General features: G+C 65.7%; 14 protein-coding genes. 6 read left to right on the top strand and 8 right to left on the bottom strand.

Annotation, left to right across the window (positions count from 1 at the left end):
• Positions 1–24: 24 nt before the first annotated feature.
• From ACYVG8_RS15270 to ACYVG8_RS15260, 3 genes are all read right to left on the bottom strand, one after another.
• On the bottom strand, positions 25–1,809 hold the full coding sequence (locus ACYVG8_RS15270) for an acyl-CoA dehydrogenase (protein WP_460746215.1): 1,785 nt from the start codon (positions 1,807–1,809) through the stop codon (positions 25–27).
• A gap of 169 nt (positions 1,810–1,978) precedes the next feature.
• Complete coding sequence (locus ACYVG8_RS15265; protein ID WP_028498144.1) at positions 1,979–2,917, bottom strand: electron transfer flavoprotein subunit alpha/FixB family protein; 939 nt, start codon at positions 2,915–2,917, stop codon at positions 1,979–1,981.
• A 2-nt stretch (positions 2,918–2,919) separates the two neighbouring features.
• Positions 2,920–3,669, bottom strand: coding sequence for an electron transfer flavoprotein subunit beta/FixA family protein (locus tag ACYVG8_RS15260; protein WP_028498145.1), 750 nt, complete (start codon positions 3,667–3,669; stop codon positions 2,920–2,922).
• A gap of 214 nt (positions 3,670–3,883) precedes the next feature.
• On the opposite strand from ACYVG8_RS15260, the gene ACYVG8_RS15255 reads away from it, so the two are divergent.
• Both ACYVG8_RS15255 and ACYVG8_RS15250 read left to right on the top strand, forming a co-directional pair.
• Positions 3,884–4,300, top strand: a complete 417-nt coding sequence (locus tag ACYVG8_RS15255; protein WP_028498146.1) for a MaoC family dehydratase — start codon at positions 3,884–3,886, stop codon at positions 4,298–4,300.
• Between the two features lie 2 nt (positions 4,301–4,302).
• Positions 4,303–4,755, top strand: coding sequence for a GNAT family N-acetyltransferase (locus tag ACYVG8_RS15250; protein ID WP_107888838.1), 453 nt, complete (start codon positions 4,303–4,305; stop codon positions 4,753–4,755).
• Between the two features lie 76 nt (positions 4,756–4,831).
• Here ACYVG8_RS15250 and ACYVG8_RS15245 read toward each other — a convergent pair whose 3' ends face one another.
• Positions 4,832–6,865, bottom strand: a complete 2,034-nt coding sequence (locus tag ACYVG8_RS15245) for a M3 family metallopeptidase (protein WP_112691936.1) — start codon at positions 6,863–6,865, stop codon at positions 4,832–4,834.
• Between the two features lie 92 nt (positions 6,866–6,957).
• On the opposite strand from ACYVG8_RS15245, the gene ACYVG8_RS15240 reads away from it, so the two are divergent.
• Both ACYVG8_RS15240 and ACYVG8_RS15235 read left to right on the top strand, forming a co-directional pair.
• Positions 6,958–7,503: a gamma carbonic anhydrase family protein gene (locus ACYVG8_RS15240; protein WP_036385114.1), complete on the top strand. Its 546-nt coding sequence runs from the start codon at positions 6,958–6,960 to the stop codon at positions 7,501–7,503.
• Positions 7,504–7,506: 3 nt separating this feature from the next.
• Positions 7,507–7,887: a SirB2 family protein gene (locus ACYVG8_RS15235; protein ID WP_028498150.1), complete on the top strand. Its 381-nt coding sequence runs from the start codon at positions 7,507–7,509 to the stop codon at positions 7,885–7,887.
• Positions 7,888–7,903: 16 nt separating this feature from the next.
• Here the strand turns inward: ACYVG8_RS15235 and ACYVG8_RS15230 are convergent, their stop codons facing one another.
• The 4 genes from ACYVG8_RS15230 to ACYVG8_RS15215 form a co-directional block, all read right to left on the bottom strand.
• Entirely contained in the window at positions 7,904–10,054 is a 2,151-nt protein-coding gene (locus tag ACYVG8_RS15230) for a methyl-accepting chemotaxis protein (protein WP_460746213.1), read from the bottom strand.
• Positions 10,055–10,143: 89 nt separating this feature from the next.
• Positions 10,144–10,527 carry a DUF1987 domain-containing protein gene (locus ACYVG8_RS15225; protein ID WP_107888840.1) on the bottom strand — a complete coding sequence of 128 codons (384 nt, stop codon included), beginning with the start codon at positions 10,525–10,527 and terminating at the stop codon, positions 10,144–10,146.
• A gap of 8 nt (positions 10,528–10,535) precedes the next feature.
• On the bottom strand, positions 10,536–11,123 hold the full coding sequence (locus ACYVG8_RS15220; protein ID WP_233495161.1) for a SiaB family protein kinase: 588 nt from the start codon (positions 11,121–11,123) through the stop codon (positions 10,536–10,538).
• Positions 11,123–12,340: a SpoIIE family protein phosphatase gene (locus ACYVG8_RS15215; RefSeq protein ID WP_460746211.1), complete on the bottom strand. Its 1,218-nt coding sequence runs from the start codon at positions 12,338–12,340 to the stop codon at positions 11,123–11,125. Before ACYVG8_RS15215 ends, ACYVG8_RS15220 begins: the two co-directional genes overlap by 1 nt.
• A 209-nt stretch (positions 12,341–12,549) precedes the next feature.
• Between ACYVG8_RS15215 and ubiU the strand changes: the two genes are divergently transcribed.
• Positions 12,550–13,557, top strand: coding sequence for a ubiquinone anaerobic biosynthesis protein UbiU (gene ubiU / locus ACYVG8_RS15210; protein ID WP_028498155.1), 1,008 nt, complete (start codon positions 12,550–12,552; stop codon positions 13,555–13,557).
• A gap of 38 nt (positions 13,558–13,595) precedes the next feature.
• Positions 13,596–14,495, top strand: coding sequence for a U32 family peptidase (locus ACYVG8_RS15205; protein WP_373280109.1), 900 nt, complete (start codon positions 13,596–13,598; stop codon positions 14,493–14,495).

Genomic DNA, 14,495 nt, shown 5'->3' with positions numbered 1-14,495 from the left:
GCCCGCCTTTATGAGCCGACCCGCTCAGAATGCAGCGTCGTCCAGCGCCAGCGCCGAGTCGGCACCGCCAGTGATCGCAGCGGCCAGGCCCGGCACCTGCGGCAGCAGGTGTTCGCCAAAGAAGCGCGCAGTGATCTGCTTGGCGTCGATAAAGGCCGTGTCGGCATCGGCGTTCTGGCGCTGGGCGTCGACCACCAGCGCGGCACGCGCCAGTTGCCAGCCGCCAAGCAGAATGCCCATCAGCTTCAGGAACGGTACCGAGCCGGCGGCCGGGCCCTGCGGCGCGGTGGCGAAATTCGCCAGCACATAGTCGATGCACGCCTCGGCGGCAGCCACACCGGCTTCCAGATGCGCGCGGGTGGCGGCGAACGGCGCGCCCAGCGCATCGAGGCGCGCGGCGTCGCCCTTGACCGCTTCCAGCAGCGCCCGGGCGGTCGCGCCGTTTTCGCTGGCCAGCTTGCGGCCGATCAGGTCCATGGCCTGGATGCCGGTCGTGCCTTCGTAGATCGAGGTGATGCGCGCATCGCGGTAGTACTGCGCTGCGCCGGTTTCCTCGATAAAGCCCATCCCGCCATGCACCTGCACGCCGAGCGAGGTGATTTCATTCGCCTGTTCGGTGTTCCAGCCCTTGACGATCGGGATCAGGAAATTGACCAGCGCCTGGTTGCGCGCCTTTTCCGCCGCCACCGGGTGATGGGACGCACGGTCCAGCGTCGCGCCGGCCAGATAGGTCAGCAGGCGCTGCGCTTCGATCTGGGCGCGCATGGTCATCAGCATGCGGCGCACGTCCGGGTGACGGATGATCGCCGCCGGTGCCGGATTGGGGCTGCCGAGTTCGCGCGACTGCACGCGGTCACGCGCATAGTCGACCGCCTGCTGGTACGCACGCTCGGAGATCGCCATGCCTTCCACCGCCACGCCGAGGCGGGCGTGGTTCATCATGGTGAACATGTACGACAGGCCCTTGTTGGCTTCGCCAACCAGATAGCCGACCGCACCGCCCTCGTCGCCGAAGCTCATCACCGCCGTCGGCGAGCCGTGGATGCCGAGCTTGTGCTCGATCGATACACAGCGGGCGTCATTGCGCGCGCCGAGGCTGCCATCGGCATTGACCAGGAACTTCGGCACCACGAACAGCGAGATGCCCTTCACGCCGGCTGGCGCGTCCGGCAGGCGGGCCAGCACCAGATGGACGATATTGTCGGCCATGTCGTGCTCACCCCAGGTGATGAAGATTTTCTGGCCGGTGATCAGGTAGCTGCCGTCGTCGGCCGGCACGGCCCGGGTCTTGACCTGGGCCAGGTCGGAGCCGGCCTGCGGTTCGGTCAGGTTCATGGTGCCGGTCCAGATGCCGGCACACATGTTCGGCAGATAGACCGCCTGCAGTTCGGCATCGGCATGATGGGCCAGGGCCTCGATCGCGCCGAGCGTCAGCAGCGGTGCCAGGCTGAACGACAGGTTGGACGCGCACCACATTTCCTCGGTCGCCATCGCCACCAGCGCCGGCAGCCCCTGGCCACCGAATGCCTGCGGCGCGCGCAGACCGCCCCAGCCGCTGTCGCGGAACTGGGCATACGCCTCACTGAAGCCTTCGGCGGTGGTCACCGCGTAGTCGGCCCAGACGTTGCCCTTGTCGCCGGCACGGTTGATCGGGTCCAGTACGCCTTCGGCAAACTTGGCGGCTTCGTCCAGGATCGCATCGGTCAGTTCGACGTTGCAGTCCTCATAACCCGGCAGGGCGCAGACGGCGGTCAGTTCCGCCTGTTCCAGCGCGAAGCGGATCTCTTTCAGCGGGGCCTGATAGCTCATGATGTACTCCTTTGTTTCTCGTCTGTTCGGGATGCCGGCCGTAATCGGCGGCAAAAAGGCGGCGACCCGGTCCGTTACCGGACAGGGTGGCGCCGCCTCGTGAAATCGGGTGGGCAGGGCCTGAGGCCCCGTCCCGACCGGGCCGTCTGTGCGACCCTGGTCATGGTGCTTACTTCGACAGCTCGGCCATCAGCTCCGGCACGGCGGTGAACAGATCGGCCACCAGCCCGTAGTCGGCGACCTGGAAGATCGGCGCTTCTTCGTCCTTGTTGATCGCGACGATCACCTTGGAGTCCTTCATGCCGGCCAGATGCTGGATCGCACCGGAGATGCCGAGTGCCAGGTACAGTTCCGGCGCCACCACCTTGCCGGTCTGGCCGACCTGGTAGTCGTTGGGCGCGTAGCCGGCGTCGACCGCGGCGCGCGACGCACCGACGGCGGCACCGAGCTTGTCGGCCAGCGGCTCGATCACGGCCTGGAACTGCTCGGCCGAACCGAGGGCACGACCGCCGGATACCACGATCCGGGCTGCGGCGAGTTCCGGGCGATCGGACTTGGTCAGCTCCGAACCGATGTGGACCGACAGGCCGGCATCGCTGCCCGCCGCCACGGCTTCAACCGCGGCACTGCCGCCGTCGGCGACCGGCTCGAATGCCGTCGTCCGCACGGTAATGACCTTGATCGGGTCGATCGACTGCACCGTGGCCAGCACGTTGCCGGCGTAGACCGGACGCACGAAGGTGTCGGCCGATTCCACGGCAACGATGTCGGACAGCTGCGCCACGTCCAGCAGGGCGGCCACGCGCGGGGCGAGGTTCTTGCCGAAGGTGGTGGCCGGGGCCAGCACGTGGCTGTAACCGCCACGGGCGATTTCCGCCACGGCCGGGGCCAGGTTTTCCGCCAGCGCATGGGCGAAGGCGGCGTTGTCGGCCGTCAGCACCTTCTGCACGCCGGCCAGCGCGGCAGCCTGGGCGGCCACGGCGCCGACGTTCTGGCCCAGGACCAGCACGTGGATGTCGCTGCCGAGCTTCTGCGCGGCGGCGACGGTGTTGCGGGTTGCCGACTTCAGCGCGGCGGTGTCGTGTTCTGCAATAACGAGGATGGCCATGCTCACAGCACCTTTGCTTCGTTCTTCAGTTTCGCCACGAGTTCGGCAACCGAACCCACCTTGATGCCGGCGGAGCGCTTGGCCGGCTCGGCGAATTTCAGCGTCTTCAGTCGCGGGGCGACATCCACGCCCAGATCGGCCGTGGTCAGTTTTTCCAGCGGCTTCTTCTTGGCGGCCATGATGTTCGGCAGCTTGACGTAGCGCGGCTCGTTCAGGCGCAGGTCGGCGGTGATGACCGCCGGCAGACCGAACTTGACCGTTTCCAGCCCGCCGTCGATTTCGCGGGTCACGGTCACCGATTCCGCCGACAGTTCAACCCTGGAGGCGAACGTGCCCTGGCCGGCACCGATCAGCGCAGCCAGCATCTGGCCGGTCTGGTTGGCATCGTCGTCGATGGCCTGCTTGCCGAGGATCACCAGTTGCGGCGCTTCCTTCTCGACCAGTCTGGCCAGCAGCTTGGCCACGGCCAGCGGCTGCAGCTCGGCATCGGTCTCGACGTGGACGGCACGGTCGGCCCCCATCGCCAGCGCGGTGCGCAGGGTTTCCTCGCACTGCTTGACCCCGAAGGACACGGCGACGATTTCGCTGAGCTTGCCGGCTTCCTTGAGGCGCACGGCCTCTTCGACGGCGATTTCATCGAACGGATTCATCGACATCTTGACGTTGGCGATATCGACATCCGATCCGTCCGCCTTGACGCGGACCTTCACGTTGTAATCGACAACGCGCTTCACGGCGACTAGTGCTTTCATATTCCTCCAGCAGAATTCAGTGAGCGTCGACCGACAGACCGGCGCGGCTCCGCGACTCTCAAACGAGCGTTTGAATTTATACCCGACTTTTTGCTGGCCGACAATCGCATCTTGCGCTGAACGGCCACTCTGACGCATAAGTGGGTACACATGGTAATGTGCTGCATTGCAACATCGCAACTTTTGCCCGACAAACCAACAAAGGAGTAATGGAATGACCCTCTACTTTGAAGACCTGGAAATCGGCCAGTACGCCGAATTCGGCAAGACCATCACCGATGCCGACGTGCTGATGTTTGCAGCCGTTTCCGGTGACACCAACCCGATGCACCTGAATGCCGAGTATGCCGAAGCCACGCCATTCAAGTCGCGCATCGCTCACGGCATGCTGACCGCCAGCTTCGTTTCCACCATCCTCGGCACGCGTCTGCCGGGCGAAGGCACGATCTTCCTGTCAAACAGCTGCAAGTTCAAGGCGCCGGTGCGCATCGGCGACACCGTCAACACCCGCTGCACCGTCACCACCCTGGACCCGGTCAAGAAGCGCGTGACGCTGAAGACCGAATGCCGGGTCAAGGATACGGTAGTGCTTGAAGGTGAGTCACTTGTGATTGCTCCCAGCCGGGGCTGAGCATGATCGACATCATAGACGTCACCGACGCGGTCGGCGCGCTGCTGCGCCCCGATCTGCTGGCGCAGGCGGCCGATGTCCATCGCGAACTGCGCCCGGGACTGCCGGCCGACTACCCGGCGTTCATGGCCGGGCTGTTCGCTGGTGGCGGCCGCATGCTGGTGGCGCTGGATGCGGAACGGCACGTGCTCGGGCTGGCGGTGTGGCGCTGCCACATCAACACCTGGGCCAACGGGCCGTTCTTCTATGTCGATGATCTGGTCACCCGGGCCACGCAGCGCTCACAGGGGGTCGGCCAGCAGCTGATCGCCGCGCTCGAAGCCCGCGCCCTCGCCGCCGGTGCCGACACGCTGCACCTGGATTCGGCCACGCATCGCCATGATGCGCACCGTTTCTACTTCCGCGAAGGCATGCATATCGCCACCTTCCATTTCGCCAAACCATTGACGAAATAGGCTGCCGTCGCGCGGTGCAGACAAAAAAACGCCGTCCCCGATACCGGGAGACGGCGTTTTCACGCCGGCTTGCCGCTCAGGCAGTTGCCGTCATGCCGTTGTGGCGCAGCAGCGCATCCAGCGCCGGTTCGCGACCGCGGAAGGCCTTGAACGACACCATGGCCGGCCGCGAGCCGCCAACGGCCAGAATCTCGCGCCAGAATGCCGCGCCGGTTTCCGCATTGGCGCCGCCGTGTTCCTCGAACGCCGCGTAGGCATCGGCCGACAGCACTTCCGCCCACTTGTAGCTGTAGTAACCCGCCGCATAGCCGCCGGCAAAGATATGGCTGAAGCTGTTGACGAAGCGGTTGTACGCCGGCGGGAAGTTCACCGCCACTTCGCGCCGGACCTCGTCGAGCAGCGCACGCCAGTCGCCACCGACCGGGTCGAAATCACTGTGCAGCAGCATGTCGAACAGCGCGAACTCGATCTGGCGCACGGTGATCATCCCGCTCTGGAAGTTCTTCGCCGCCAGCATCTTGTCGAACAGCACGCGCGGCAGCGGCGCACCGGTCTCGACATGGGCGCTCATGCCGGACACCACATCCCATTCCCAGCAGAAGTTTTCCATGAACTGGCTCGGCAGCTCGACCGCATCCCACTCGACGCCGGAAATGCCGGCCACGCCCGGCACGTCGACCTGGGTCAGCAGGTGGTGCAGGCCGTGCCCGAATTCATGGAACAGCGTGATCACTTCGTCATGGGTGAAGGTTGCCGGCTTGCCGGCCACCGGGGCGGAGAAGTTGCAGGTCAGGTAGGCGACCGGCGTGGTCAGCGTCGCGCCCTTGCGGCGACGGCCGCGCGCATCGTCCATCCAGGCGCCGCCGCGCTTCTGTGCGCGGGCATACAGGTCGAGATAGAACTCGCCGAGCTTGCTGCCGTCCTTGCGGATCTCGAAGAAGCGCACGTCCGGATGCCAGACCTCGGCCCGGGTTTCGGCCACGTCGATGCCGTACAGGGTGCGCACCACGCCGAACAGGCCGTCCAGCACGCGGGCTTCGGGGAAGTAGGCCTTCACTTCCTGTTCGCTGAAGGCGTAGCGCTGCACGCGCAGCTTCTCGGCCGCGAACGACACGTCCCAGGCTTCCAGTGTGTCGAGGCCGAGCGTGTCGCGGGCGAACGCCTCCAGTTCCTCGCGGTCCTTGACCGCGAACGGCCTGGCGCGCGCGGCCAGATCACGCAGGAAGGTGGTGACCTGGACCGGGGTATCGGCCATCTTCGCCGCCAGCGACAGTTCGGCAAAACTGGCGAAACCGAGCATGCGGGCCTCTTCGGCACGCAGCGTCAGCATTTCGCGGATCAGCGGACCGTTGTCCCATTTTTCGTCGCCGAACTCGGACGCGCGCGTCACATAGGCACGATACAGTGTCTCGCGCAGCGCCCGATTTTCGCCATACTGCAGCAGCGGGTAGTAAAACGGGAATTGCAGGGTGATCTTGTAGCCGGCCTTGCCGTCGGTCTCGGCCGCCTCGCGGTACATGGCCTTGACGTCATCGGGCACGCCGACAATTTCGCTCTCTTCGGCGTAGTAGGCAAAGGCGTCGGTGGCATCAAGCAGGTTCTGCTCGAAGCGGGCGTCGAGGTCGGACAGTTTGAGCTGGATTTCGGTAAAGCGCGGCTTCTGCGCTTCCGGCAGCTCGGCGCCGGACAGGCGGAAGTCACGCAGTTCGTTTTCCAGCACCTTGTGCCGCGCCGGACTCAGCTTTGCATACTCCGGCGAGGCCACGAGGGCCTTGAACTTGTCGAACAGTGCCAGGTTCTGCCCGAGTTCAGTGAAGAACGCCGAAATTTTCGGCAGGTTTTCGTTGTAGGCTTCACGCAGCGGCGGCGTATTGACCACCGACTGCAGGTGCGACACCGGCCCCCATACCCGGCCGATGCGCTCGGTCGCGTCGTTCAGCGGTTCGACAAAGGTGTCCCAGTCCGGCGTCGACGTCCCGGCGGTCAGCGACGCCACCACCGCGCGGGCATCGGCCAGCACCTGCTCGACGGCAGGGGTCACGTGTTCGGGGAGAATGGCGGCGAACGGCGGCAGGTTCGGGTAGTCGATCAGCGGGTTGGGTGCGGTCATGGCGGCTTCCTGGCGACGGCGGCATGGCTTTTTTGCCGCGTCACGGTCAACATTGAGAATGATTCACTTCAGATTAGGCAAATGGGGTCCGCATGGAGAAACGCAATATCCGCCGCTTTGACGGCATCACGCCCACCGTTCCCGATAGCTGTTTCGTCGACGACACCGCGCTGGTAATCGGCGACTGCGTGCTCGGCGAGGACAGTTCGGTCTGGCCGATGGCGGTCGTGCGCGCCGACGTCAACGCGGTGCGCATCGGCAAGCGCAGCAATATCCAGGATTTCGCCATGCTGCACGAAAGCCACCGTCGCCCGCCGGAAGACCCGGAAGGCGCGCCGCTGGTGATCGGCGACGACGTCACCGTCGGCCATCATGCGACGCTGCACGGCTGCACGGTCGGCAATCGGGTGCTGATCGGCATCGGCAGCGTGGTGCTGGACCGCGCCATCATCGAGGATGACGTGATCGTCGGCGCCGGCAGCCTGGTGCCGCCGCGCAAGCGCCTGCTGTCCGGCGGTCTGTACGTCGGCAGCCCGGTCAAGCGCCTGCGCGACCTGACCGACGAGGATCGCGCCTTCCTGCCGTATTCCGCCGCCCACTATGTCCGCCTTGCGGCCAAACACCGCTCGGGGGAGTAAGCGATGGACTACCTGGCACTGAAACACGCGCACGCCGGACTCGGTTACCTGACCGCGCTGTCGTTCTTCATTCGCGGCCTGCTGATGCTGGCGGGCTCGCCATGGCGCAGTTCGCGCCTCGCCCGCATTGCGCCGCATGTCATCGACACCTTCCTGCTGGTGTTCGGCGTGATGCTGGCCTGGCAGGCGCAGTACAACCCGCTGGAACAGCCGTGGCTGATGGCCAAGATCGTGCTGCTGGTCGTCTATGTGCTGCTCGGGGTCTGGGCGCTGCGCCGCGGCCCGACCCGGTCGCAGCGCAGCATCGCCTTCGTGCTCGGCCTGTTCGTGGTGATGTGGATCATCGCCATCGCCAAGACCAAGATGGTATTGCCGTTCTTCTGACCCGGCGCGCCCCGGCCTAGCGGCCGGCGGCGCTGACCCGGAAACGGCCGGCCAGCAGTGCCAGCCAGCCGATGGTGTGCCGCGTCTGCGCGGCACTGACCGTCAGGCTGTACTGGGCCTTCTGCATCGAACCGGCCACGGTGCCGATCATGCCGGTCTCGCCGGCATGGGCGCGTCCGGATTCGGTCAGCTGGTCGATGGTCGACAGCAGCGTGCCGACAATCTGCCGGACCTCGGCATTCTCCCCTGCCGAGGCTTCAGCCAGCGCCAGCCCCTCCTCCAGGTTTTCCATGCCGACCTGCATGGTATCGACCGCATTCTGCGCCTGTCCCTGCACCCGCTCGATCATGCTGCCGATCTCGTGGGTCGACTGGCTGGTCCGTTCGGCCAGCTTGCGCACCTCATCGGCGACCACGGCGAAGCCGCGCCCGGATTCGCCGGCGCGCGCCGCTTCGATGGCGGCATTCAGCGCCAGCAGATTGGTCTGATTGGCAATGCCCTGAATCAGCTCCACTACCAGGCCAATCTCGCGCGTGCTGTCGCCGAGGGCGACGATGGTTCGTGCCGATTCGCCCACGGTTTCACGGATATGCAGGGTACGTTCGCTGACGGCGGCCAGCTGCAGGCGGGCGGCCTCGCGCTGCTGCGCCATCGCCGTTTCCATCTGCCCGGCATCACGGCTGGCCTCGTCCAGCGCAAGCAGTTGCTGGGCAATGCCGTCGCGGGTGCGCTCCACCGTGCTGAATACCTGCCCGGCCGCCACCACGGCGGCGGTGTTGTGCGCCTCCATGGCCCGGTTGTGGTGTTCCAGCACATGGCTGACCCGCACCACCTGGCCGATGGTGGTGTCGAGATGATCAATCAGGCTGTTCACCCACTGCGCCATCCCGCCGGTTTCGTCGGCCTTCAGCCGGCTGCGGTCGATGCGCAGGGTCAGGTCGCCATCGCCCTCGGCAAGATTGCGCACCATGCCGATGGTGTCTTTCAGCCGCAGCGCCAGCGGCCGGGCAATCACCTGGCGAAAACCGATTGCGCCGAACAGCAGCAGCACGCCATGCACCAGCGCCATGCCCCAGACCGACGGCGACCACTGCGCCTGCACCGCCAGGCCAATGACGGCCAGCAGCGCCTGCACCAGAATGAAGCCGCACATCAGCTGGAAGCTGATCGAACGGTAGCGGTAGACCTCTTCCAGATCGGCCTCGCACATCATGCCCCAGCGGTCGGGCGATCCCGGCAGCTGGAACACCATGCCCTTGCCAATCACCGGGATATGGCGGTAATCGGCATAGCCGGGGTAGGCCACGAACAGGTTCTGGCCGTTGCGGATGGTCTCGCGCACCCCGGGGTGCAGCCGCCCGGTCGCCGGGTCGTTGAACACCAGCTCGAATTCGGTGTGCTCGCGCACCATTACGGTGCCATAGGCGGTGCGCACGCCATCTTTCAGGTTGTCGCCGCTGCTGAAAGTGCGGTCCTCGAAGCGGGAACGCGACAGCGCCGTGCCCGGCGCAATGGCCGGATCGAAGCGCGACTCGACCATGAACAGATAGTTGTCGCCCGACTCGTGGAAGATATGCCCGGCTTCACGCTGGATCAGGTCACCCAGCACATCGTTCGGCACCCGTGCGCACAGGCAGCCGATGCACTCGCCGTCTCGCTGGACCGGACGCAGGAACAGCAGGGTCACCTCGTCGTGAAAGCGCGACGAGCGCGGCCCCAGCGCCACGGTGTCCGCATCGCAGTACGGCCCGTACAGGAACGGGCGCCCGAGCCCCTGTTCCAGTGCCTGGGCGTTCGGCCCGCTCCGGCCAGTGCGGCCGGGCGCGCTCGACGCCAGCACGCAGTTGTCGGCACCGAGCAGAAACAGCTCCGTCACGTCGGACAGCTCGGCCAGCTGGGATGACAGGGTATCGGCACACGACGCCGGCGGCAGGCTGGCCAGACGTTCGGCCGCCCCGTCCAGGTACTGCCACAGCTGCTCGGTCCACTGGGTCAGCAGGGCCACCCGGGTGCGCGAGAACGCATCGAAAGTGCTCTCGATGGCCGGACAGCGGTCGCGGTTCAGCCAGCAGGCATGGCGCATGGCCAGCTTGCCGGTCCGGCCGGACCACGGCAGCCAGCGCCGTTCGGACGCGCTCAGCGCCATGCGTTCACTGAATTGGCTCATGGCGTTCCATCCCGTTCATGCTCGATATCGTCACACCGCTATGCAATATGCGTACCAAGAATGCCCGCGGGTGAACCGCCCGGCCGGGGTCAGACGATCTCGACCAGCCGCAATTCCAGCGCGTTGAAGTCGTCGGCCAGCTCATTGCCGAACTCGACGATGGTGTCGTCTTCCGGATCATGGTGCCAGTTCAGTGACACGTCGTTGCCGGCCAGCGCTGCCTGGTTCAGGTGGTCGAACAGGCTGAACAGCAGCTTGGTGCTGGAGCTGTTGAAATAGGCCAGCGCGACATCGACGGTAATGCGCGTTTCCTGCAACTGGCCGATGTACTGCACCACGGCGTCGATCAGCGGCTGGTAGAACGAGGCGGCATTTTCCGGATACGACTCGCCGCGCAGCGACAGACGATGGGTGGAGAAGTCGAAATCGACTTGCGGCGTATAGGCCGTGGCCGGCAGATGGATGGCTTTCATGGGCAACCTCAAATGATGGCTTGCAGGTAGAACATCACATGGCCGGGATGCGCCGGGCTGGCGGCAAACCGGTACTCGATGGGTTCGGCGGCATCGCGGGCGACGGTCAGGAAGCCCAGCCCCGCGCCCTTGCTGGTCGCTTCGTTTTCCGCGCGCAGCGCCTGGCGGTACTGCGCGCGGATTTCCTCGCTGCTCATGCGTCGCAGCGGTTCCAGCCGCGCGGTCAGCCGCGGCACTTCCAGTGCGTCCATCAGGTTGCCGCAGACGATCACGTGCTGGCCGTCACGTTCGCCGACATACAGCGCCCCGTCGCGCAACTCGTGATCGCGCTGGTCAGGGCTGCCGACGCAGGCGGCCGAGTAGTGGACGATGTTCTGCGCCATCTCGATGAAGCTGGAGAACAGCTTGCGCTGGCGCACGCCGGCCGCGCCCTGCACCGTCAGCCGGGCGCGCAGTGCATCGGCCATCGCGGCGATGACCGGCTGGGAAAAGGTACCGTTGTAGAAAAACACCACCTGATGCTCGGCGGCGAGCTCACGGAAACGGGCAAAATGCTGCAGCATGATCAGTCCGTAGTGGGAAGGGGACGGCGCCATCAGGGCAGCCGGAAACCGAAGACGGTCACGTCGTCGCGGCGGGGCTCGCTGCCCTGCCAGCGGTCGAAGGTCTCGAGCAATTCCGCCTGCTGGGCCGGCAGCGGCTGATCGCGGCAGCGCAGCAGGGTTTCGCGCAGCCGGCGCTTGCCGAAGGCGATGCGCTTGCTGCCGCCGATCTGGTCGATCAGCCCGTCGGTACTCACATAGACCGTCGTGCCCGGCGCCAGCGTCACTTCGCGGTTGTCCCAGCAGTAATCGTCCGGCGTGGCCACATAGCCGACCCCCATCCGGTTGCCGTCCAGCACCTCGAACGCATCCGAGCCCGGCGTCAGCAGGAATACCGGCGTCTTGGCGCCGGCAAAGGTCATGCGCCGGGTCTGGCTGTCGACGAACAGGAAGACGGTATCCATGCCGTCATCCGACTGCTGGCTGTCGGCGGCGACGACCTCGTCCGCCTGCTGGCCCAGCGAGGCCTTGACCATGCGGTTGATCTCGCCCAGCAGCCCGGCCGGATCGCGCAGATCGGCGTGGCGCAGCACCTGGTTCAGCGCACTGGCCATGATCAGGGTCATGAACGCACCGGGCACGCCATGACCGGTGCAGTCGATCACGGCGGCAAAGAAGCCTTCCGGACGACGCACGAAGTAGTAGTAGTCGCCGCCGACCACATCGCGCGGCGCCCAGTGCATGAAGTAGTCGTCCAGCGTCGCCGCCATGTCGCGGCGCGAATGGCGCAGGAACGACTGCTGGATCACGCTGGCGTAGTGGATCGACTCCATCACCTGGCGGTTCTTTTCCGCGGTCAGGTCGGTCATGGCACGCATCAGGTCGACGCCAAGCCCGACCCCGGCATAGCGGTCGTGGTCGGTGACGATAAAGCCGTCATTCAGGGTCTTGTCGCCATTGGCCAGCGCCAGGTACGACAGGTCGGTCAGCGGCGTGTCGTGCGCTACCACCAGCGGTGTGTTGTCCATGAAGGCAATGCAGCTCTTGCGGCCGAAAATCTCGCGATGGAACGGTCGCGCCAGGTGGTTCATGAACTGGTTGCGGTTGATCAGGCCGATCGGGCGGTCATTCTCGACCACCGGCAGGCCGCTCAGGTGCGGATGGCGGGTAAAGATCGACAGGATGTCGTCGTTGGTCTGGCCCGGGGTGGCGGCCGGCGCCACCGACATCAGGGCAGCAGCGGTCTGGCGGTTGGCAGGGGTCTGGCGCATGGCTAGGTTCACTGCGGCAATGGGATGGACAGGATGGTAGGCAGCGCGTGTTAAATCGCCTTGTCCGTTCAATGACAGGCAGATGAACAGATTCGCGGCAGATACGACATCCGCAAGCCTGTTGGAATTGATGTGACTCAATGGCCCGGCGGGCCGCCTTTGCTACGCTCATTCCCATTTGCCCGCCCGGACGCCAGAACATCCCGCTTATGCGCAAAAAACCCGAACTCGTCTGCCCTGCAGGCAGTCTGCCGGCCCTGAAGGCCGCGATCGATCATGGCGCGGATACCGTGTACATGGGCCTGAAGAACAACACCAACGCGCGCAATTTCGCCGGTCTGAACTTTGACGACAAGTCGGCGCGCGACGGCATCGCCTATGCCCATGCGCGACAGCGCAAGGTGCTGATGGCCATCAATACCTATGCCCAGGCCGGAGAAATGGCCAAGTGGCACCGCGCCATCGACGAAGCGGCCGAACTCGGCATCGACGCCATCATCGTCGCCGACCTCGGCCTGCTCGACTATGCCTCGCGCCGTCATCCCGAACTGCGCCTGCACTTGTCGGTGCAGGGCTCGGCCACCAATTACGAGGCGATCAACCTTGCCCGCGAGCTGTACAACGTCCAGCGTGCGGTGCTGCCGCGCGTGCTGACGCTCGACCAGGTGCGCCACGTGATCGACCATACCGAGGTCGAGATCGAAGTATTCGGCTTCGGCAGCCTGTGCGTGATGGTCGAGGGCCGCTGCCTGCTGTCCAGCTATGCGACCGGCGAATCGCCGAACACCCACGGCGTGTGCTCGCCGGCCAAGTTCGTCAAATGGGAACGGACCGCCACCGGTACCGAAGCGCGTCTCAACGGCATCCTGATCGACCGCTACGGCAAGGACGAGGCCGCCGGCTATCCGACCCTGTGCAAGGGCCGCTTCGACGTCAACGACGAGACCTATTACGCCCTGGAAGAGCCGACCAGCCTGAACGTGCTGGAGATGCTGCCGCAGATCATGTCGATCGGCGTGTCGGCGATCAAGGTCGAGGGCCGCCAGCGCAGCCCGGCCTACGCGGCACAGGTGACCCGCGTGCTGCGCACCGCCATCGACGCCGCCTGGCAGGACGACTCGCGCTTCGTCGTGCGGCCGGCGTGGCAGACGGAGCTCGGCAAGCTGTCCGAAGGCCAGCAGCAGACGCTGGGCGCCTACAACCGCCCATGGAAATAATCGCGGCCCCGCCGCCGCGATCTCCCCAACCGGATTCGATGCCCCCCATGAAACTCTCTCTCGGCCCCCTGCTGTTCTTCTGGCCACGCGAAACGGTCATGCAGTTCTACGCCGATGTCTCGCAATGTCCCGACATCGACACCATTTACCTCGGCGAGGTGGTCTGTTCCCGCCGCCAGCAGATCCGCACCGACGACTGGCTCGGTCTGGCACGCGACCTGGCCGACGCCGGCAAGGAAGTCGTGCTGTCGGCGCAGGCACTGCTGGAAAGCGAATCCGACCTCAAGCGCCAGCGCAAATTCGTCCAGCATGGCGAGTTCGCCATCGAGGCCAATGACCTCGGCGCGCTGAAACTGGCCCGCGATGCCGGCTGCCGGGTCATCGCCGGCCCGCACCTGAATATCTACAACGAGGACACGCTGGCCCAGGTAGTCCGTCTCGGCGCCTTCCGCTGGGTGCCGCCGGTGGAAATGCCGCGCGAGCGCATCGCCGCCGTGCTGGCGACCCGGCCGGCCGGCCTTGAATGCGAGGTATTCGCCTGGGGCAAGCTGCCGCTGGCGTTCTCGGCACGCTGCTTTACCGCCCGCCACTTCAATCTGAACAAGGATGACTGCCAGTTCCGCTGTCTGGAACACCCGGACGGCATGGAACTCGATACCCGCGAAGGCCAGGACTTCCTGACCGTCAACGGCATCCAGACCCTGTCCGGCGGCGTGATGAACCTGTGCGGCGACCTGCCCGGTCTGGCCGACGCCGGTGTCGATATCGTCCGCATCAGCCCGCAATCGCGCGATACGCTGGCGGTGGCCGCCGCGTTCCGTCAGGCCATGGCGCACGGCGCCCCGGCAGCCGGCACCGATCTGGCCGCGCTGGCGCACGCCCCGCTGGTCAACGGCTACTGGCATGGCCAGGCCGGCATCATGCAATCAGGAGCCTGA

The organism is Microvirgula curvata, from assembly GCF_054781615.1.
The sequence above is the reverse complement of the archived record's forward strand: the minus strand, read 5'-3'. Positions and strand labels throughout refer to the sequence as shown.